This is a genomic window from Streptomyces sp. NPDC014861 (genome assembly GCF_043081625.1).
In the GTDB taxonomy this organism is placed as follows: domain Bacteria; phylum Actinomycetota; class Actinomycetes; order Streptomycetales; family Streptomycetaceae; genus Streptomyces.
Map to the genome: position 1 here is coordinate 40,030 of NZ_JBIBWV010000021.1, position 18,860 is coordinate 58,889.

Annotated in this window: 20 protein-coding genes; 16 read left to right on the forward strand and 4 right to left on the reverse strand. The window is 72.8% G+C overall.

Translation table 11 applies throughout. The features are described 5' to 3' along the window. The first annotated feature begins 236 nt into the window (after nucleotides 1–236). From ectA to ACF1BN_RS29655, 9 genes are all read left to right on the forward strand, one after another. On the forward strand, nucleotides 237–785 hold the full coding sequence (gene ectA / locus ACF1BN_RS29615) for a diaminobutyrate acetyltransferase (protein ID WP_392334663.1): 549 nt from the start codon (nucleotides 237–239) through the stop codon (nucleotides 783–785). Between the two features lie 73 nt (nucleotides 786–858). Next, complete coding sequence (gene ectB, locus ACF1BN_RS29620) at nucleotides 859–2,115, forward strand: diaminobutyrate--2-oxoglutarate transaminase (protein ID WP_392334664.1); 1,257 nt, start codon at nucleotides 859–861, stop codon at nucleotides 2,113–2,115. 49 nt (nucleotides 2,116–2,164) lie between these two features. Continuing rightward, the gene (locus ACF1BN_RS29625) at nucleotides 2,165–2,569 is read left to right on the forward strand and encodes an ectoine synthase (RefSeq protein ID WP_392334665.1); all 405 of its coding nucleotides are present in this window, start codon (nucleotides 2,165–2,167) and stop codon (nucleotides 2,567–2,569) included. Between the two features lie 48 nt (nucleotides 2,570–2,617). Further along, on the forward strand, nucleotides 2,618–3,517 hold the full coding sequence (gene thpD, locus ACF1BN_RS29630; protein WP_392334666.1) for an ectoine hydroxylase: 900 nt from the start codon (nucleotides 2,618–2,620) through the stop codon (nucleotides 3,515–3,517). Between the two features lie 62 nt (nucleotides 3,518–3,579). Further along, the gene (ehuB, locus tag ACF1BN_RS29635; RefSeq protein WP_392334667.1) at nucleotides 3,580–4,497 is read left to right on the forward strand and encodes an ectoine/hydroxyectoine ABC transporter substrate-binding protein EhuB; all 918 of its coding nucleotides are present in this window, start codon (nucleotides 3,580–3,582) and stop codon (nucleotides 4,495–4,497) included. Continuing rightward, nucleotides 4,494–5,186 (forward strand): ectoine/hydroxyectoine ABC transporter permease subunit EhuC, encoded by a 693-nt coding sequence (ehuC, locus tag ACF1BN_RS29640; protein WP_392334668.1) that lies wholly within the window; start codon nucleotides 4,494–4,496, stop codon nucleotides 5,184–5,186. The genes ehuB and ehuC overlap by 4 nt, the downstream gene beginning before the upstream one ends. Continuing rightward, nucleotides 5,186–5,821: an ectoine/hydroxyectoine ABC transporter permease subunit EhuD gene (gene ehuD / locus ACF1BN_RS29645; protein WP_392334669.1), complete on the forward strand. Its 636-nt coding sequence runs from the start codon at nucleotides 5,186–5,188 to the stop codon at nucleotides 5,819–5,821. Before ehuC ends, ehuD begins: the two co-directional genes overlap by 1 nt. Continuing rightward, nucleotides 5,811–6,620 carry an ectoine/hydroxyectoine ABC transporter ATP-binding protein EhuA gene (gene ehuA, locus ACF1BN_RS29650; RefSeq protein ID WP_392334670.1) on the forward strand — a complete coding sequence of 270 codons (810 nt, stop codon included), beginning with the start codon at nucleotides 5,811–5,813 and terminating at the stop codon, nucleotides 6,618–6,620. The genes ehuD and ehuA overlap by 11 nt, the downstream gene beginning before the upstream one ends. A 111-nt stretch (nucleotides 6,621–6,731) precedes the next feature. Beyond that, the gene (locus ACF1BN_RS29655; RefSeq protein WP_392334671.1) at nucleotides 6,732–8,195 is read left to right on the forward strand and encodes a DUF6777 domain-containing protein; all 1,464 of its coding nucleotides are present in this window, start codon (nucleotides 6,732–6,734) and stop codon (nucleotides 8,193–8,195) included. On the opposite strand, the gene ACF1BN_RS29660 is transcribed toward ACF1BN_RS29655, so the two are convergent. Then, nucleotides 8,180–8,383, reverse strand: coding sequence for a hypothetical protein (locus ACF1BN_RS29660; RefSeq protein ID WP_392334672.1), 204 nt, complete (start codon nucleotides 8,381–8,383; stop codon nucleotides 8,180–8,182). The two genes, ACF1BN_RS29655 and ACF1BN_RS29660, sit on opposite strands and share 16 nt — an antisense overlap. 129 nt (nucleotides 8,384–8,512) lie before the next feature. On the opposite strand from ACF1BN_RS29660, the gene ACF1BN_RS29665 reads away from it, so the two are divergent. Further along, nucleotides 8,513–9,979 (forward strand): PLP-dependent aminotransferase family protein, encoded by a 1,467-nt coding sequence (locus tag ACF1BN_RS29665; RefSeq protein WP_392334673.1) that lies wholly within the window; start codon nucleotides 8,513–8,515, stop codon nucleotides 9,977–9,979. A gap of 124 nt (nucleotides 9,980–10,103) precedes the next feature. Continuing rightward, nucleotides 10,104–10,607 (forward strand): FBP domain-containing protein, encoded by a 504-nt coding sequence (locus ACF1BN_RS29670; RefSeq protein WP_392334674.1) that lies wholly within the window; start codon nucleotides 10,104–10,106, stop codon nucleotides 10,605–10,607. Nucleotides 10,608–10,656: 49 nt separating this feature from the next. Here the strand turns inward: ACF1BN_RS29670 and ACF1BN_RS29675 are convergent, their stop codons facing one another. Then, nucleotides 10,657–11,853, reverse strand: a complete 1,197-nt coding sequence (locus ACF1BN_RS29675; protein WP_392334675.1) for an acyl-CoA dehydrogenase family protein — start codon at nucleotides 11,851–11,853, stop codon at nucleotides 10,657–10,659. 274 nt (nucleotides 11,854–12,127) lie between these two features. On the opposite strand from ACF1BN_RS29675, the gene ACF1BN_RS29680 reads away from it, so the two are divergent. From ACF1BN_RS29680 to ACF1BN_RS29690, 3 genes are all read left to right on the forward strand, one after another. Further along, nucleotides 12,128–13,312, forward strand: coding sequence for a CaiB/BaiF CoA transferase family protein (locus tag ACF1BN_RS29680; protein WP_392334676.1), 1,185 nt, complete (start codon nucleotides 12,128–12,130; stop codon nucleotides 13,310–13,312). A 75-nt stretch (nucleotides 13,313–13,387) separates the two neighbouring features. Then, on the forward strand, nucleotides 13,388–14,071 hold the full coding sequence (locus ACF1BN_RS29685; RefSeq protein ID WP_392334677.1) for a GntR family transcriptional regulator: 684 nt from the start codon (nucleotides 13,388–13,390) through the stop codon (nucleotides 14,069–14,071). A 57-nt stretch (nucleotides 14,072–14,128) separates the two neighbouring features. Further along, the gene (locus tag ACF1BN_RS29690) at nucleotides 14,129–14,701 is read left to right on the forward strand and encodes an exonuclease domain-containing protein (RefSeq protein WP_392334678.1); all 573 of its coding nucleotides are present in this window, start codon (nucleotides 14,129–14,131) and stop codon (nucleotides 14,699–14,701) included. Nucleotide 14,702: 1 nt separating this feature from the next. Here ACF1BN_RS29690 and ACF1BN_RS29695 read toward each other — a convergent pair whose 3' ends face one another. After that, entirely contained in the window at nucleotides 14,703–15,053 is a 351-nt protein-coding gene (locus ACF1BN_RS29695; RefSeq protein WP_392334679.1) for an ATP-binding protein, read from the reverse strand. Nucleotides 15,054–15,312: 259 nt separating this feature from the next. Between ACF1BN_RS29695 and ACF1BN_RS29700 the strand changes: the two genes are divergently transcribed. Further along, on the forward strand, nucleotides 15,313–16,179 hold the full coding sequence (locus tag ACF1BN_RS29700; RefSeq protein ID WP_392334680.1) for a helix-turn-helix domain-containing protein: 867 nt from the start codon (nucleotides 15,313–15,315) through the stop codon (nucleotides 16,177–16,179). Beyond that, a complete protein-coding gene (locus ACF1BN_RS29705; RefSeq protein ID WP_392334681.1) occupies nucleotides 16,176–16,364 on the forward strand; it encodes a DUF397 domain-containing protein in 189 nt (62 codons plus the stop codon). The genes ACF1BN_RS29700 and ACF1BN_RS29705 overlap by 4 nt, the downstream gene beginning before the upstream one ends. Nucleotides 16,365–16,442: 78 nt before the next feature. On the opposite strand, the gene ACF1BN_RS29710 is transcribed toward ACF1BN_RS29705, so the two are convergent. After that, a complete protein-coding gene (locus ACF1BN_RS29710) occupies nucleotides 16,443–18,749 on the reverse strand; it encodes a competence protein CoiA family protein (RefSeq protein ID WP_392334682.1) in 2,307 nt (768 codons plus the stop codon). Between the last annotated feature and the right edge of the window lie 111 nt (nucleotides 18,750–18,860).

The window sequence follows — 18,860 nt, forward strand, 5'->3', positions numbered from 1 at the left end:
GCTTCGGATCAGCTTTCTGGTAACGCTCTGATCACGCTCTGGCGAGAGGTGAAGTCGTTACGTCGTCGTTATAAACAGAAGTTTTGTCCGCATTTCTGCCGCTACACACCCCCGCAATCCCTCGGAGGATCGTCCAAACACTGAGACGTCGCCAGTTCGCCATACCATGGAAGCAGCTCACACGTAACCCCTCAGGACCAAGAAGTTCTTGGCTGCTCTGGGTAACTTCGGCGCCCATGACCACAGCTCACACAACACCGGAACACGTCCGGGACGAAGCGCCGGTCTCTGCCCGGGGATGGACCATCGGACGGCCGCGGGTCGGCGACGGCGCCCAACTCTGGCGGCTCGCGCAGGAGTCCGGCGAACTGGACGTCAACTCGTCCTACAGCTACCTCCTGTGGTGCCGCGACTTCGCCGACACCTCCGCCGTCGCACGCGACGCGGCCGGGCGGCCCTTCGCCTTCGTCACGGGCTACCTCCGCCCCGACGCCCCCAGGACCCTCCTGGTCTGGCAGGTCGCCGTCGACGCCTCCTACCGGGGCCTCGGCGTCGCCGGGGCCCTCCTCGACCACCTCTCGGAGCGGGTCGCCCACGCCCACCCGCTGGACGCCGTCGAGACGACCATCACCCCGGACAACCAGGCCTCCGAGCGCCTTTTCAGCTCCTACGCGCGCAGGCACGGTGCCCGCGTCCGCCGGACGGTCCTCTTCCCGTCCGCCGCGTTCCCCGCACCCGGTCACGAGGCCGAGGTGCTGCACCGCATCGCGCCCCTGGCCTTCTGAGACCCGCCCCGGCGCCCCACCGCGCCCGCAGGTCCCCCGTCCTCCACGCCACTCCCCACGTACAGGAGTCCGCATGACGCTCATCGCAGGAACCGCCCCGACCGTCTTCGAGACCGTCGAGTCGGAGGTGCGCAGCTACTGCCGCGCCTGGCCCACCGTCTTCGAACGCGCCTCGGGCAGCCGCCTGTTCGACGAGCACGGGCGCCCCTTCCTCGACTTCTTCGCCGGCGCCGGCTCGCTCAACTACGGCCACAACAACCCCGCGCTCAAGCGCCCCCTCCTCGACTACCTGGGCAGCGACGGCATCACCCACGGCCTCGACATGTCGACGACGGCCAAACGGGACTTCCTGGAAACCTTCCGCGAGACCGTCCTCGCCCCCCGCGGCCTCCCCTACAAGGTGATGTTCCCGGGCCCGACGGGCACCAACGCGGTCGAGGCCGCCCTGAAGCTGGCGCGCAAGGTCACCGGCCGGACGACCGTCGTCTCCTTCACCAACGCCTTCCACGGCATGTCCCTGGGCTCCCTCGCCCTCACCGGCAACGCCGGCAAGCGCGCGGGGGCGGGCGTGCCGCTGAACCACACGGCGCAGATGCCGTTCGACAACTACCTCGGCGGCCAGGTGCCGGACTTCCTCTGGTTCGAGCGGCTCCTGGAGGACACCGGTTCCGGCCTCGACCACCCGGCGGCCGTGATCGTCGAGACGATCCAGGGCGAGGGTGGCATCAACGCCGCCCGCGCCGAGTGGCTGCGCGGCCTCGCCGACCTGTGCCGCCGCCGGGACATGCTTTTGATCGTCGACGACATCCAGATGGGCTGCGGCCGCACCGGCGAGTTCTTCTCCTTCGAGGAGGCCGGCATCACCCCCGACATCGTCACCCTGTCCAAGTCCATCAGCGGCTACGGACTGCCCATGTCGCTCTGCCTGTTCCGCGACGAGCTCGACGTGTGGGAGCCCGGCGAGCACAACGGCACCTTCCGCGGCAACAACCCCGCCTTCGTCACGGCGACCGCCGCCCTCGACACGTACTGGCGCGACAACACGCTCCGCGACCGCACCCTGAGGCGGGCCGCCACCGTCGAGGCCGCCCTGGGCGAGCTCGGCGCCGGGACCGCGCCGCGGGGGCGCGGACTGGTGTGGGGGCTGGAGTTCCCGGACGGGGAGCGGGCCCGGGCCGTCTGCCGGCGCGCCTTCGAACTCGGCCTCCTCGTCGAGACGTCCGGCCCCGGCGACGAGGTGGTGAAGCTGCTGCCCCCGCTGACCGTCACCGACGACGAGCTGGACGAGGGTCTCGGCATCCTCGCGCGCGCCGTCCGCCACACCGCCTGAGGCACTCCCCGGAACCCCTCGACACCCTCCCCCGCAGAAAGGCCACCACATGATCGTCCGCAGCTTCGACGAGCTGGAGAACACCGAGCGGCACGTCAGGGCCGCCTCGGGCACCTGGGAGAGCAAGCGCATCGTCCTCGCCCGCGAGCGGGTCGGCTTCTCCCTCCACGAGACCGTCCTGTACGCCGGGACCGAGACCTCCATGTGGTACGCGAACCACGTCGAGGCCGTCGTCTGCACCGCCGGCGAGGCCGAACTCACCGACCACGAGACCGGGGCGACGCACACGATCGTCCCCGGGACCATGTACCTCCTCGACGGCCACGAGCGGCACACCCTCCGGGTCAAGGAGGACTTCCGCTGCCTGTGCGTCTTCAACCCGCCGGTCACCGGCCGCGAGGACCACGACGCGAACGGCGTCTACCCGCTGCTCACCGAGCCGGACCCCGCCTGACCCCCGACGACCGACACCCCCGTACCCACGCGAAAGGACGGCATCACGATGACCACCGCTCCCGCCCGCCCCGTCGACCCGTACCCCACCCGCGGCGCCGAGGAGGCCCTCGTCTTCCGGAAGGAGCCCGTCGTCTGGTCCGAGCCCGGCACGCCCGGTCCCTTCTGGCCGCGCGAGCTGGAGGAGTACGACCGCAACGGCTTCTTCGCGGACAAGGCCCTGGTCACCCCCGACGAGGTCGCCGAACTCCAGGCGGAGCTCGACCGGCTCGTCACCGACCCCCGGATCCGGGAGGACGAGCGGTCGATCGTCGAACCCCGCTCCCAGGAGATCCGCTCCGTCTTCGAGGTGCACCGGATCAGCGAGGTGTTCGCCAAGCTCGCCGCCGACCCGCGGCTCGTCGACCGCGCCCGGCAGATCCTCGGCTCCGACGTCTACGTCCACCAGTCGCGGATCAACGTCAAGCCCGGCTTCGGCGCCAGCGGCTTCTACTGGCACTCCGACTTCGAGACCTGGCACGCCGAGGACGGACTGCCCCTGATGCGGGCCGTGTCGGTGTCGATCGCGCTGACCCCGAACTTCACCACCAACGGCAGCCTCATGATCATGCCGGGCTCGCACCGCACCTTCCTCGGCTGCGCCGGCGAGACCCCGAAGGACAACTACAAGCAGTCGCTGCGGATGCAGGACGCCGGCACCCCCTCGCACAAGGCGCTCACCACCTTCGCCGAGGCGTGCGGCATCGAGCACTTCACCGGCGAGGCCGGGTCCGCCGTCTGGTTCGACTGCAACGCGCTGCACGGCTCCGGCGACAACATCACCCCCTTCCCGCGCAGCAACGTCTTCCTCGTCTTCAACAGCGTGGAGAACGCCCCCGAGCTGCCCTTCGCCGCACCCGTCCGCCGCCCCTCCTTCGTCGCCTCCCGGGACACCACCCCGATCGGCTGACCACCCCGACCGGCTGACCACCCCTTCCGCCCGAGACCTCCCCGCAAGGAGGAAAGGACGCCATGAACCGATCCCTGTCACTGGACCGCCGCCGCTTCCTGACCCGCTCGCTGGGCATCGGCACCCTGATCGCCGCTCCGGGATTCCTCGGCGCGTGCAGCCGGACCGAGGTGGGCACCGGCGCCCCCGCCGGCGACGCCGACCTGCTGGAGAAGCTGCGGAAGCAGGGCCACGTCCGGGTGGGCTTCGCCGGCGAGGCCCCGTACGGCTTCCAGGACGGGGACGAGCTCGCCGGCGAGGCGCCCACCCTGCACCGCGAGATCTTCACCGCCCTCGGCATCCCCGAACTCAAGCCCACGCTCACCGAGTTCGGCGCCCTGATCCCCGGACTGCTCGCCGGGCGGTTCGACGTGGTGAGCGCCGGCATGGCCATCACGCCCGAGCGCTGCGACAAAGTCGCCTTCTCCGAGCCGGAGTTCGTCTCCCCGACCGCGCTCATGGTCCGCAAGGGGAACCCGAAGGGTCTGAGCGACCTGGCCTCGTGCGCGGAGAAGCGGGTGCGCGTCGGCGTCCTGACGGCCGCCGTCGAGGCCTCGTACGCCAAGGAGGCGGGCGTCCCGGACGGCTCCGTGCTCCAGGTGGGCAAGCAGCAGGACGGCCTCGACGCCCTCCTCGCCGGGCGGATCGACGCCTTCGCCCTCACCGGCATCTCGCTGCGCTGGCTCGCCCGCACCAACGGGGACGCGGCCGTGCAGGTGCTGGACCCGTTCGTGCCGGTGATCGACGGCGTGAGCCAGTACAGCCCCGGTGGCGCCGTCTTCCGCAAGGGCGCCGACTCCCTGCGGAAGGCCTTCGACGACCAGCTCGCGCGGATCACCGGCGACCCGGCCCGGTACGTACGCCTGATCGGGAAGTACGGCTTCACCGAGCGCGAGGTGCCGCCGCGCACCCTGCGCACCGCCAGTCTGTGCGCGGCATGACGGAGGACGGTACGGCCATGTTCCTCTCCGAGCTGGGCCGGGCGCTCCCGTCGATCGGCGAAGGGCTCCTGGTGACCCTGGAGGCCACCCTGCTCGGCGCGGCCCTCGCGCTGCTCGTCGCCTTCGCCCTCGGCCTGGCCTCCCGCTCGCGCGCCGTCGTGGTGCGCGGCGGGGCCCGGTTCGTCGTGGAGTTCCTGCGCGGCACCTCGCTGTACGTGCAGCTGTTCTGGCTCTTCTTCGCGCTGCCGATGCTCGGCTTCCGGCTGGAGCCGATGGCCTGCGGCGTGCTCGCCTTCGGCCTCAACTACGGCGCGTACGGCGCGGAGGTGGTCCGGGGCTCGCTCGCCGCCGTGCCCGCCGCCCAGACGGAGGCCGCGATCGCCCTGGGCATGGGGCCGGGGCTGCGCCTGCGGCGGATCCTGCTGCCGCAGGCGTACGCCCTGATGATCCCGCCGTTCAAGAACCTGCTCATCCAGCTTCTGAAGGCGACGCCGCTGCTGTCCCTGGTGACGGTCGCCGATCTCACCTTCAGGATCGACCAGTTGCGCTCGGCGACGGGCGGCACGGCGGCGGCCTACCTGCTGCTGCTCCTGCTGTACTTCGGCGTCGCCGCGCTCCTGGGCGCCGGGATGAACGCACTGGAGCGACGGGCCAAGGCGCGCCTCGGCGTGGCGGGAGGGGGTGCCTGATGTGGGACATGGACGCGGCGCGTGAAGCGCTGCCCGTCGTGCTGTCCGGCTTCGGCGTGACCCTGCTCGCCACCGTGCTCGGCTTCGCGGTCGCGGCGGTCGCCGGCCTCGGCCTCGCCCTGCTCCAGCGCTCGGGCGTGCGGTGGATCGCCCTGCCGGTCGGCGCGGCCGCCTCGTTCGTCCGCTCGACCCCGGTCATGGTGCAGCTGTTCGCCGCCTGGGTGCTGGTGCCGGGCCTGAACGCGCTCACCCTCGGCGTTCTGGTGCTCGGCCTGCACTACGCCACGTACCTGTCCGAGGTGTACCGCGCCGGCATCGACGCCGTGCCGAAGGGGCAGTGGGAGGCGTGCACCGCGCTGTCCCTGCCCCGGCGGCGGGTGTGGCGGGCGGTGATCCTGCCGCAGGCCGTGCGGAAGGTGCTGCCGTCCCTCGGCAACTACGCCATCTCCATGTTCAAGGAGACGCCGTTCCTCTCGGTGATCACCGTGGACGAGATGGTCCGCGAGGCGAGCACCTTCGGTTCCACCCACTTCGCCTATCTGGAGAGCTTCACCCTGGCCGCCGCCGTCTTCCTGCTCGCGAGCTGGCCCACGTCCCTGCTCGTCCGCCGACTGGAGGCCCGCCTTGCCCACTGAGACCATCCCCGACGCCGGGCAGGCGCGGACACCGGAGAAGGTCCGGTTCGCCGGGGTGACGAAACGGTTCGGGGACCACACCGTCCTCGACGGCCTCGACCTCGCGGTCGCACCGGGCGAGCGCGTCACTTTGATCGGCCCGAGCGGTTCCGGCAAGACCACCATCCTGCGGCTCCTGATGACCCTGGAGCGGGTCACGGACGGCGTCGTGCACCTGGACGGGGAGCCGTTCTCGCACATGCCGTCCGGGCCGAAGGGCGCGCTCGTCCCGGCGGACGAGCGCTATCTGGCCCCGCGGCGGCGTCGCATCGGCATGGTGTTCCAGCAGTTCAACCTGTTCCCCCACATGAGCGTCCTCGCCAACGTCACGGAGGCCCCCCGCCACGTCCTGGGCCTCGACGCCGACGAGGCCACCGCCCGCGCCCGGGAACTCCTCGGCATGGTCGGCCTCGACGGGATGGAGGACGCCCACCCCACGCGGCTCTCCGGCGGCCAGCAGCAGCGCGTCGCCATCGCGCGGGCCCTGGCCATGCGGCCGGACCTGCTCCTCCTCGACGAGGTGACCTCGGCGCTCGACCCCGAACTGGTCGCGGAGGTCCTGGACGTGCTCCGGGACGTCGCCGCGGGCACCGACATCACGATGCTCTGCGTCACCCACGAGATGGGCTTCGCCCGGGACGTCTCCGACCGGATCCTGATGTTCGACGAGGGCCGCGTCCTGGAGACCGGCCCGCCGGCGGAACTCCTCGACGCTCCCGAGCACGAGCGGACGCGGACGTTCCTCCGATCGATCAGGTGACGGCGCCGCCCCCGTCCCGGCGGTCTCGCGGACCGCGCTCCACGAGACGGACGAGGTGCGGGCCTTCCGTTCGGCGCCCAGAATGACGCCGAACGGAAGAAAGGGAAAAACGTGACGTCCTCACCACCGCCGTCCGGCCCTCCGTCAGTCCCTCCCACCGGCCCGCCGACCGGTCCCCCCTCGGGTCCGCTGTCCGGCGCGGCCACGCGCCCCGGGGTCTCCGGTCCCCCTTCCGCGCCACCGCACGACGGCGCCGGCGGGAGCGGAGGCGGGGGCGGAGGGGGCGGGGACGGTTCGGGCGGAGGGGGCGGCGGCGGTCAGGGCGGCGGGTCCGGAGGGGGTCCCGGCGGCGGGGCGCCCTGGTGGCGCTCCGTACCGAAGGTGGCGTCGCTCGCCGCCGTCGTCGTCGCGGCGGTCGCGCTCACCGTGGTGCTCGTCAGCCGGTCGGACGACAAGGGCGACACCGCCGGGACCGGCGGCAGCGGGGAGGTCTTCCTGCAGAACACCTCCGCCTCCGGCCCCGACCCCTTCACCGCCTCCACGGCCCGCACCGACAACGCCTCCGGGACGGCGTCGCTGCCGCCGCGGACCGGCGCGGCGGAGACGGCGACACCACGGGTCTCCGGCTCCACCCCGGGCCTGTACGGCGGCACCCGCGCGACGGCGAGCTGCGACGTCGAGCAGCAGGTCCGCCACCTGTCCGCCGAGCCCGCCAAGAACGCCGCCTTCGCCGGGGTGCTCGACCTGGAGCCGAACGCCGTCCCCGGCTACCTCCGCTCCCTGACGCCGCTCCAGCTCCGCGTGGACACCCGGGTGACGAACCACGGCTACAAGGACGGCGCCGCCACCTCGTACCAGGCGGTGCTCCAGGCGGGGACCGCGGTCCTCGTCGACGGCCGGGGCGTGCCCCGGGTGCGGTGCGCCTGCGGCAACCCGCTGACCGAGCCGGTCGCCCAGCAGGAGCCGCGTACGACCGGCACCCCGTGGCCGGGTTACAACGCCTCGCAGGTCGTCGTGGTGGCCCCGTCCGTGACGGTGGTGAACGTGTTCGTCGTGTACGACCCCGAGGACGACGCCTGGTTCGCGCGGAAGCACGGCGACACGGGGCGGCAGGACAAGCCGACCCCGCCGCCGCCCCGGCCGACGCCGACCACCACGTCCGCGTCGCCTTCGACCTCGTCGACCTCGCCTTCGGTCACCCCGAGCACGACCTCGCCGGCGCCGTGCGTGACGGTGACCGGCGACGAGACCCCGGCTCCGCGTGACGGCGTGACGCCGTCGCCGTGCCCGTCCACGCTGTCGCCGACGGCGACGACGCCCACACCGACCCCGTCGACCCCGTCGAACCCTCCGACGGACACCTCGTCGCCCTCCGGCGAGACCCCGCCGGAACCGCCGTCCGACTCGCCGTCGGACTCGCCGTCCGACCCGCCGCCGGACAGCCCCGGGACCACCACCGGCGGCGCGACGGACACCCCGGCGGACACGACGACCGGCGGCACGGGCGACGGCACGGCCGGCACGACGGACGCGACGGACATGGGGCCCGGACCCGGGCGTCAGCCCGTGGCCTGACTCCCCCGCCGGGCACGGAGGAGCAGACCGGTGTCCTCCGTCGTCCGGGCGGCGGGCCGGTGGGTCCTGAGCGTGGCGCGCAGCGTACGCAGCCAGGTCCCCACCGGCAGCGGCCGCGCGGCCGCCTCCTCGGCGTTCCGCTGCCACAGCCGCTCGTCGCGGTCGGTGAAGTGCGTGTGCGTGCTCATCCTCGTACCCCTCTCGGTCCACCGTCGGAAAGAGGGCCGTGGAGCGCTTCCGGAGAAGCGCACCAGGCCACTGACCGGAGTCTGTAGCCTTATTGGCCTGGACAGCAGAGCCAATAAGGAGTGATTGGCATGGCAGAGGGTCGTGTGGTCCACACCGCGGACAGGACCTTGTCGGGCCGCCAGCTCGCCTCGCTGCTCACCCCGCCGCCCGAGGGGCGGTTCGGCTACCGCGAGCTGGCGCGCGCGGTACGGGAGGCGCTGCTCGACGGGCGGGTCGCGCTCCGGCTGCGGCTGCCCGCCGAGCGGGAGCTCGCACAGGTCCTAGAGGTCAGCCGGACGACGGTGACGGGGGCGTACGACCTGCTGCGGGAGAGCGGGTACGCGCACAGCCGGCGCGGCGCGGGCACGTGGACGGCGCTGCCGGACGGGCAGGCGCCGACCGCGCTGGGCCTCTACCCGGAGGCGACGGACGAGGTGATCGATCTGGCGCTGGCCTCGCCGCAGGCGCCCCGCGAACTGGCCGAGGCGCTGGCGGAGGCCGCGGCGGAGCTGCCGCGCTTCGCGGGCGCGCCGGGCTACCACCCGTACGGACTGCCGGAGCTGCGGGCCGCGGTGGCGGAGCGTTACACCGCCCGGGGGCTGCCGACCCGGCCGGAGCAGATCCTGGTGACGACGGGGGCCCAGCAGGCGCTGTCACTGGTCCTCGCGCAGTTCGGCCGGCCGGGCGACCGGGTGCTCGCCGAGAACCCCTCGTACACCAACGCCCTCGACGCGATGCGGGGCCGGGGGATGCGGGTGACGCCGGTGCCGGTCACCGAGAGCGGCTGGGACACCGGGCTCGTGGACGCGGCGCTGCGGCAGACCGCGCCGCGGCTGGCGTACCTCATCCCGGACTTCCACAACCCGACGGGGCGGCTGATGCCGCGCGAGCAGGGCCGGGAGCTGGCGCGGGCGGCACGGGCGACGGGGACCTGGCTGGTGGTCGACGAGACGCTCACCGAGATGGCCCTCGACGTGCCGCCGCCCGCGCCGTTCGCGGCGGCGGCCGGGGCGGGCGCCGGGGAGCAGATCGTGTCGGTGGGTTCGCTGAGCAAGAGCTGCTGGGGCGGCCTGCGGGTCGGCTGGGTGCGGGCGTCGGCGCGGGTGGTCACGGAGCTGACCCGGACCCGGGTCACGGCCGATCTGTCGGGATCGGTGCTCGACCAGCTGGTGGCGGTGGCGCTGATGCGGAGGCTGGAGCCGATCCTCCACGCGCGCGTGGAGGAGCTGCGGCGGCGGCGTGAGGCCCTGGGCCTGGCACTGGCCCGGCACCTGCCGGAGTGGCGGTGGTCGGTGCCGCCGGGCGGGATGTGCCTGTGGATCGACCTGGGCCGGCCGGTGGCGACGCAGTTGGCGGCGCGGGCGCTGCGGCACGGGGTGCGGGTGGAGGGCGGTGCGCGGTTCGGGGTGGATCCCGGCACGCACGAGCACCGGCTGCGGATCCCGTACACGCTGCCGGAGGAGGTGTACGAGAAGGCGGCGGAGCGGCTGGCGGCGGCCCTGGAGGGGGCACCGGGGCGTTTCTCGGATCCGGCGCTGCCGGAGTGGGTGGCCTGAGGGGCGGCGCGCGCGTGGACGGGGTTTGAGGGTGTTGTGCGTGGGCGGGGGTTTGAGAGGCGCCGTGCGTGGGCGCGGAATATCCGGATGCCGGGGCGGCGGACATACCTGTACGGTCCAACGAGTGGAACCGTTGACTGAGAAAGAGATCCGTTCGTCGTTCGTGAACGCGACGAAGGGCGACGCCGCGCGGCTGAAGCTGCCGCTGGACTTCGCCGAGACGCCGTGGGAGGACCTGGACTTCCTGGGGTGGGTGGATCCGGGGGCGCCGCTGCGCGCCCATCTGGTGGTCCGCCGGGAGGACGGTCCGCTGGGCGTGTCCCTGCGGGTGCCGGCCGCGGGCAGGACCAGCGCCGTGAAGACGAGCATGTGCCAGATCTGCCTGACCCCGCACGCCTCCTCGGGTGTGACGCTGCTCGCGGCCCCGCTGGCGGGGCCGCGCGGCCGGGAGGGGAACACGGTCGGCGTGTACGTCTGCGCCGACCTGGCGTGCTCCCTCTACGTGCGCGGCAAGCGCGTCCCCAAGCTGCGCGGCCTGCGCCACGAGGAGACGCTCTCGGTGCCGGAGCGGGTGGCACGCGCCATGGAGAACCTGGACGGGTTCCTCGCGCGTGTGACCGCGGGCTGAGGCCCGGGGCGGCCCTGTCGGGCCGCCCCTCGCGGGCACCTCGGGAGGGTCAGCGGAAGGCCTGCTCGCCGGTGAGCGCCTTGCCGATGACGAGGGAGTGCACCTCGCTGGTGCCCTCGTAGGTGAGGACGGACTCCAGGTTGTTGGCGTGCCGGAGCACCGGGTACTCCAGGGTGATGCCGTTGGCTCCGAGGATGGTCCGGCACTCGCGGGCGATGGCGATGGCCTCGCGGACGTTGTTGAGCTTGCCGACGCTGATCTGCTCGGGCGTGATCTCGCCGGCGTCCTTGAGGCGGCCGAGGTGGAGGGCGAGCAGCATGCCCTTGCCGAGTTCGACGGCCATGTCCGCGAGCTTCTGCTGGGTGAGCTGGTACGAGGCGAGGGAGCGGTCGAAGACGGTGCGGTCCTTCGCGTAGGAGATCGCGGTCTCCAGGCAGTCGCGGGCGGCGCCGAGGGCCCCGAACACGATGCCGAAGCGGGCCTCGTTGAGACAGCCGAGCGGTCCTGAGAGGCCGCGGGCTCCCGGCAGCATCGCGTCGGCGGGCAGCCGGACGTCGTCCAGGACCAGTTCGGCGGTGACGCTCGCCCGCAGCGACAGCTTCATCTTGATCTCAGGGGCGCTGAAGCCGGGGGTGCCGGCCGGGACGAGGAAGCCGCGGACGCCCTCCTCGGTGCGGGCCCACACCACGGCGACGTCGGCGACGGAGCCGTTGGTGATCCACATCTTGGTGCCGTTGAGGATCCAGTCCGACCCGTCCCGCTTGGCGTTCGTCCGCATCGCGCCCGGGTCGGAGCCTGCGTCGGGCTCCGTCAGGCCGAAGCAGCCGATGTACTCGCCCGCCGCCATCTTCGGCAGCCACCGCTGCTTCTGTTCCTCCGAGCCGTGCTTCCAGATCGCGTACATCGCGAGCGAGCCCTGCACGGAGACGAGGGAGCGCAGACCCGAGTCGACCGCCTCCAGTTCCATGCAGGCCAGGCCGTACGCCACCGCGCTGGTCCCCGCGCAGCCGTAGCCGTCCAGGTGCATGCCGAGCACACCCAGTTCGCCGAGCGTACGGGCGAGTTCGCGTGCCGGGACCTCCCCCTTCTCGAACCATCCGGCGACGTGCGGGCGCAGTTCGCGGTCCGCGACGGCCCGGACGGTGGCGCGGATCTCCCGCTCCTCGTCGCTGAGCAGGCCGTCGACGGCGAGGAGGGCGAGGGGGTGGACGGCGGCGGACGCGGGGGTGGACGGCGAGGACTTCACGGGCGGCCTCCTGGGCGGCTGTGACGAGGGTGCGTGCTCGGCGTGGCGTGCCGAGCGTAGCCGCAGATTGGATTTTGGATCCAGTATTGAAAATCCCCTCCGCGCCCCCTACGGTCCGATTGGATCCAATCTCCAATCCGTTGGATCCAAGATCCAAGATCCGATGCTCTGGATCCACGATCCGATGTACTGGATCCACGATCCGCCGTATCGGATCCACCATGCGACGCGCGCGATCCACCATCCGACGGCCCACCCACCCAGGGAGCGCGGAATGCACTCGGACCACCCCCACGAGGCCGGCCCCGGCGCCCTGTCCGGCATCGTCGTCGCCGACTTCGGCCGTGTCCTCGCCGGCCCGTACATGACGATGCTCCTGGCCGACCTCGGCGCCGACGTGATCAAGATCGAGCGGCCGGACGGCGGTGACGACACCCGCGCGTGGGGCCCGCCGTTCGCGGAGGGGCAGGCGACGTACTTCCTCGGGGTCAACCGGAACAAGCGGTCCGTGGCCCTCGACCTCACCGATCCGGAGGGACTGGCCGCGGCACGGGCGATCGTCGAACGGGCGGACGTCCTGGTGGAGAACTTCCGTCCCGGAACGATGGAGAAGCTGGGCCTCGGGTTCGAGGAGGTCCGCCGCACCAACCCGGGACTCGTCTACTGCTCGGTGACGGGGTTCGGCACGGACGGCGGCGCCGCGCTGCCCGGCTACGACCTGCTCGTCCAGGCCATGGGCGGGCTGATGAGCGTCACCGGCGAGCCGGACGGACAGGGGACGAAGGCGGGCGTCGCGCTCGTCGACGTCATCACCGGCCTGCACGCCGGCCTCGGGGTCCTCGCGGCCCTCCGGCACCGGGAGCGGACCGGCGAGGGCCAGCGCGTCGAGGTCTCGCTCCTGGGTTCGCTGCTCTCCGCCCTCACCAACCAGGCCGCCGCCCACCTCGGCGCCGGAGTCGTCCCGCGCGCCATGGGCAACCGTCACCCCAGCATCACCCCGTACGAGGTCTTCGAGGCCCGGGACCGCCCCCTGGTCCTCGCGGTCGGCAACGACCGGCAGTTCGGAGCCCTGTGCGAGCGGATCGGCAGGCCCGCACTGGCCGAGGACGAGCGGTTCGCCACCAACACGGCCCGCGTCGCCCACCGCGAGGAGCTGACGAAGGCGCTCGCCGGACCGCTCGCCTCGCGCACGGCCGACGCCTGGTTCGAGGAGCTGACCGCCGCCGGCGTGCCCTGCGGCCCGATCAACGACCTCGCGGGCGCCTTCGCGCTGGCCGACCGGCTGGGGCTCGGCGTCCGGCTCCCGGACGGGGCCGCCGGTCCCGGCCAGGTCGCGCACCCGGTCCGCTTCGGCGCCACCCCGCCCGCCTACCGCTCCGCTCCCCCGCGGCTCGGCGAGCACACCGACGAGGTACTGGCCGAAATCCCACCTGTGGACAACTCGGTTGCGGACCTCTGATCCGTAGGAAGATGACGGTCACCGACGGCAACGAGGACCGCCGGTGCGCAGGCGACACGGAGGGAAGACCGGATCATGAGCGGCACGGCGGAGAGGCGACGTCCCCAGACGGCCCAGCAGTTCGTCCTGGAGGAGCTGCGGAGCGCCATCACCGGCGGCGAGCTCCGGCCGGGCGCGCCGATCCGGCAGGACGCGCTCGCCGCCCGCCTGGAGGTGAGCCGGGTCCCGCTCCGGGAGGCCCTCAAGGCGCTGGAGGCCGAGGGCCTCGTCGTCCACCACGTCCACCGCGGCTACTTCGTCGCCGAGCTGTCCCTCGCCGACCTGGAGGAGATCTACCGCATCCGCGCCCTCCTGGAGACCGAGGCCGTCCTGCGCGCCATGGACGTCGGTCCGGAGGGGCTGACGGACACCCTGGCGGCCATCCACCGCGAGGTCGAGCGCGCCGCCCGGGCCGGCGACGTGACAGCCATGGCCGAGGCCAACCGCCGCTTCCACTTCACCCTGATCGACGCCTGCGGCATGCCCCGCCTCGTCCGCATGATCACCACCCTGTGGGACTCCACGGACGCCTACCGCTCCCTCTACTACACCGACCCCGCCCACCGCGCCCAGGCCGTCCACGAGCACCGCGCGGTCCTCTCCGCCCTCCGCGAGTGCGACAAGGACGCCGCCGTCCGCTGGCTCGACGACCACCGCGCCCACGCGGTCGCGGCCCTGCGCGAGGTGCTGGCCCCGGAGACGGCCGAGGAAGAGGACTGAGGCGCCCCTCCCGAAATCCAGGTGCCGCGCCCCCGGCCCGCCTCCTACGCTCCCCGCATGGAATCCCGCGACCCCCGCCACCTCCTCAACGTCGTCGACGTCGAGGCCACCTGCTGGGACACGGCCCCACCGCCCGGGCAGGTCAACGAGATCATCGAGATCGGGCTGACCGTGGTGGACCTGGCCGCGGGCGAACGGGTCGGCCGCCACCGGATCCTGGTCCGGCCCGCCCGCTCCCGCGTCAGCGCCTTCTGCACCGGACTGACCGGCCTCACCCAGGCGGAGGTGGACACCGGCCTCGACTTCGCGTCCGCCTGCCGGGTCCTCGCCCGGGACCACGCCGCCGGCGTACGCCCCTGGGCCAGCTGGGGCGACTACGACCGCAAGCAGTTCACCCGCCAGTGCGAGGCGGCCCGCGCCCCGTACCCCTTCGGCCGCCGCCACACCAACGCGAAAGCGGTCTTCACCGAGGCGCACGCCCTCCCCCGCCGCCCCGGCATGGCCCAGGCCCTCGTCCACGCCGGCCTCCCCCTGGAGGGCCGCCACCACAGCGGCGAGGACGACGCCTGGAACATCGCCGCACTGATCCTGGACCTCGCGCACCGGAACGCCTGGCCGTCGACGGGCTGAGCTACACCCGGGGTCCGACACCGAGAACCGCCCAGACGGTCTTGCCTCCGGGGTGGTACGGGACGACTCCCCAGCCGTCGGCGAGCGCGTCGACCAGCGACAGACCCCTGCCCGTGTCGCGCCGGCATTCTCCCGCGCCCACCTGGGCGGGCACGGCGGGCCACCTGTCGCCGCGCGCGTCGGTGACCTCGACGCGGAGGACGCCTGCCGTCGTGTCCAGCGCCAGCCCGAGCCGGAAGTCACGGCCCCGCAGCCCGCCATGGAGCACGGCGTTCGCGGCGAGCTCGGCCACGACCTGCTCGGCACGCTCCGTGAGGTCCTGCGGCGCGCCCCAGAAATGAAGTTCCGTCAAGGTGAGGAGTCTGGCCAGGCGCGCACCGCTCCGCGTCGACGAGATCAGCTGGCTGAACACACGTACGGGGGAAGTCGGTTGAGGTGAGGTCTGGTTCATGGGGCCACAGTGGCGGCGGCGGGCCACGCCTCGCGAGCGCCGCACCCCGTACGCGGAGTCAGCGTACGGGCACCCACGGTGGACAGTACGAGCCGTGAGCCGTCACGCTGAGTAGGCCGACCGCGGGAGCTGCCGCGGGTGCACGTGGAGGTGGCGGCGTATGAGCATCGTCGAGGCCGAGGGCGACGACGAGTGGGAGACCGAGGACGACGAGCGGGAGCCCGACCCTTCGGACAGTCTGCGGACCTTCGGTGCCGTCGTCCAGGCCTTGCGCGAGCACGCCGGACTCAGCCGGGCCGAGTTCGCGGAGCTGGTCCGCTTCTCCCGACACACGGTGGAGTCGGTGGAGTTGGGCCGGAGGATGCCGGACGAGGCGTTCGTCGACCGGGGCGACGCGGTGCTGGGGAACACCGGGGCGCTGCGGAGGTCCGCGCGCTTCCTCTCCCGCTCCGAGGCGGGACTCGCCGTGTGGTTCCGGCGCTGGGCGCGGCTGGAGAAGGTGGCGGTGAGCCTGTGCACGTACGAGTGCCGCCTGGTGCCTGGGCTGTTGCAGTCGGAGGCGTATGCGAGAGCGGTGTTCGACAACAGCGTCCCGCTGCTGACGGAAGGGCAGTTGGACACTCAGCTCGCGGCACGGCTGAAGCGTCAGAGGATGCTGTGGGAGCGCCCGACCGTGCCGTTCGGCTTCATCGTGGAGGAACACGTCTTCCGGCGCGGGCTGGGCGGGGCCGAGGTGCAGCGGAGCATGCTGGACCTGGTCCTGGAACTGAGCAACGCGCGCAATGTGACGCTGCAAGTGGTGCCGCTGGAGGCGGAGTTCCACGGCTGTCTGGACGGATCGGTGCAGCTGATCGAAACCCCGGACGGACGACGGCTCGGATACTCCGAGGGACAGCAGAACGGCCGCCTGATCACCGACCCGAAAGAGGTGCGACTGCTCCACCAGCGCTATGACACACTGCGCTCGCAGGCCCTCCACCCGAAGGAATCTCGGGGCCTGCTGGAGCGACTGCGAGGAGAGCTATGACAGCCCCGACGGAACTCGCCTGGTTCAAGTCCAGCCACAGCGGCACCCAGGGCGACAGCTGCGTGGAGGTCGCCGTCGCCGGACGGGCCGTCCACGTCCGGGACTCCAAGGACGTCAGCCGCTCAGCCCTCTCGGTCGGCCGCGAGGGCTGGGGTCGGTTCGTGTCCTTCGCTTCGGAGAAGTAGCGTCCGCCCCCGCCGCGCGGCCCGGCCGGCGCCCCGGCCTTCGCTCGCCCGCGCGGCGGGCCCGCGGGTGGTTCGTCCTCACCCTTCTCCGGTCGTGGTGCTCCCGCGGCGGCCGTACGCCTCGAAGACGCGGGCTTGCTCCTGCTTGCGCACCCGGCCGAGTTCGATGGGAAGAAGCCCATGGGGGCGGCCGAGAGCACGGAGGATGTCGTCGAAGTACGGCACGGGCGTGTGGCCGGGGCCGATCACGAGCGACGACAGGAGGGGGCCCTCCGCGGGGGAACGCCGGTCCACCGCCACGAGGAGCGCCGTTCGTTCGGCGTCGGAGAGCAGCCCCGGGTCCAGGCCGGAAGCGACGGCCAGCGCGTTCCAGCCCAGGCACGCCTCACGGGTGGCGGTCTGGATCAGCGCGCGCCTGACGTCGTCGACCTTGCCCTTCAACCGTCTTGTCAGGCCGTACCGGCCGACCGCGGGCCCGGCGGTCCCCGGGGCGGGGACGTTCCAGTTCTTCGCCGCCGCGTAGACCCGGTCGCGTTCGACGGGCCAGGCCGCGTCCACGGACGGGACGGCCGCGCTGGGCGTCCATCCCAGCGCCTTGAGCACCGCGCCGAACGTCGCGTCCGGGCCGTTCCTCCCCTTCTCCTTCACCAGCGCGGACAGCACCGGCCTGCCCGGCTTCCACGGGGAGTCGACCGCGACGAGCAGGTGGAACCGAGTCGCCACGGAGATCGTCGAGTGCAGGATCCCTTGGCCGGCCAGAAGTGCCTTCCACGTGATCAGCGCTCGCCCCCTGGCCATGAGCCTCAGGTGCTTCCGGAGCTCCGCGACGAGCTTCGGGTCCGGCTCGTCGTCCCGCCGGGCCGCGACCGCCCCGCCCACAACCGTTCGAGCTTCGTCCGCCCCGCCCACATCCGTTCGAGCCTCGCCCGCCCCGCCCACGTCCGTTCGGGCCTCGTCCGCCCGGGCCTCGGGGACAGGCCGCTCCGTCGGCGTGGCGCGGTGTCGTACCGAGTACCGCCAGATGCGGTCGACCTGGGCCTCCGTCAGGTCTTCGCCGACCCCGTGCGCCGCGAGGACGTCCGCGAAGAAGGGGGCGGGTCCCGGAGCCGCGTGCGCCGATTTCACCACCGCGGCGAGGAACGGTGTGTCGAGGGTGTGGGGGGTGTCGACCGCCACCAGGATCCTGACTCGGTCGGCCGGGGTGAAGTCGCTTGGCACGGCGCCCGCTTGAGCGACCAGCGTCTCCCAGTCGATCAGCCCGCGCGCCCGTCGGACCTGCTCCAGCTTCGTACGGAGGGCGGCGACCATCGCTCCCTCGGACGAAGCCGGAGGCCGCGCCGGCTCGGGAGGGGCCGGCGGACGCAGGTCGGGCCAGCGTGGATCCACGCGGTGCGGGAGCGGGGTCGCCGCGTCGGCCCGGATCAGCCAGCCGCCTTCCTCGCGCGGGCACAGGTGAGCGACACCGGTGAGGACGTGGATCACGTGCGGCTGCGGATCGGGGGCCTGGTCCGGCAGGCCGATCAGTGCCCGGGTCGCGGCCGACCCCTCGGGCTGCACGTCGGCCTCGTAGAAGCGTGCGTGGTCCGTCCGCGCCGACGGAACCTCCGCCGCCCCGGTGAAAGCGACGCTGCCGGACCGGAGCGGGAAGGCCGGCACCGCCGGGGGCGCCGGCACGGGATCCGGCGTCGTGGCCAGGGCGGGGGTGACGATGCCGTCGTCCGTCAGGCGGCACTCGGCGAGGGTCGCCCACGCGACGGGGTGGCCAGGGCGCTGCGTCCCGACCCACACCTTCCGGGTGCCCTGCTCCGTACGGCAGGACAGGCGGATGGCGTGGCCGCTCACCTCGACCTCGTTGTGCGCGAGGCCGCTGTCGGGGCCGTACGCCCAGTGGACGCCGCGCGGATGCTGGGGGCCGAGCCGCTCCCGGTCGCTCCGCCAGGTCTTCAGCTGTGCGCGCGCCATCTGGACCCGGATGAGCCGGCCCCCGCCGAACCGGACCTCGACGGCGTCACCGGGGCCGGTCCCCAGGTCCGGGTAGGTGACGCTCGCCCCCGGGTGACCGCAGAGGCGGGACAGCCACTCCTGGAGGGCCTTGCCGATGTACAGGTGGTCGGCGCTGGACTCGCCGTTCGCGGTGCGCCGGCAGTGGACGGGAGGCCGGTGCGCGAAGTGGCACTTCTTCTCCAGGTAGCGCTTGGCGGTGAGCTTCTTGCCGCAGCCTCCGAGGAGGATCCCGCAGTAGAAGTCGTCGCGGGAGCGCCCCCGCATGAAGGTGTCGAAGTCGTCGTGGTCGAAGGGCAGGAAGGCGGGGACATCGGATCCGGACCGCCCGAGGACGGCGGTCCGAACCTTGCGGGTGTCTTCCTCGTCGACGGACGGGGACATGACGCGGCTCCGGGTAGGTGCGGGATGTTCGGGGGACGGGGACGGGGGAACGGCCGGGGAGGGGACGGAGCGGCCGGGGCCGGGGTCCGGGCTGACGGACGCCCGGTGGAC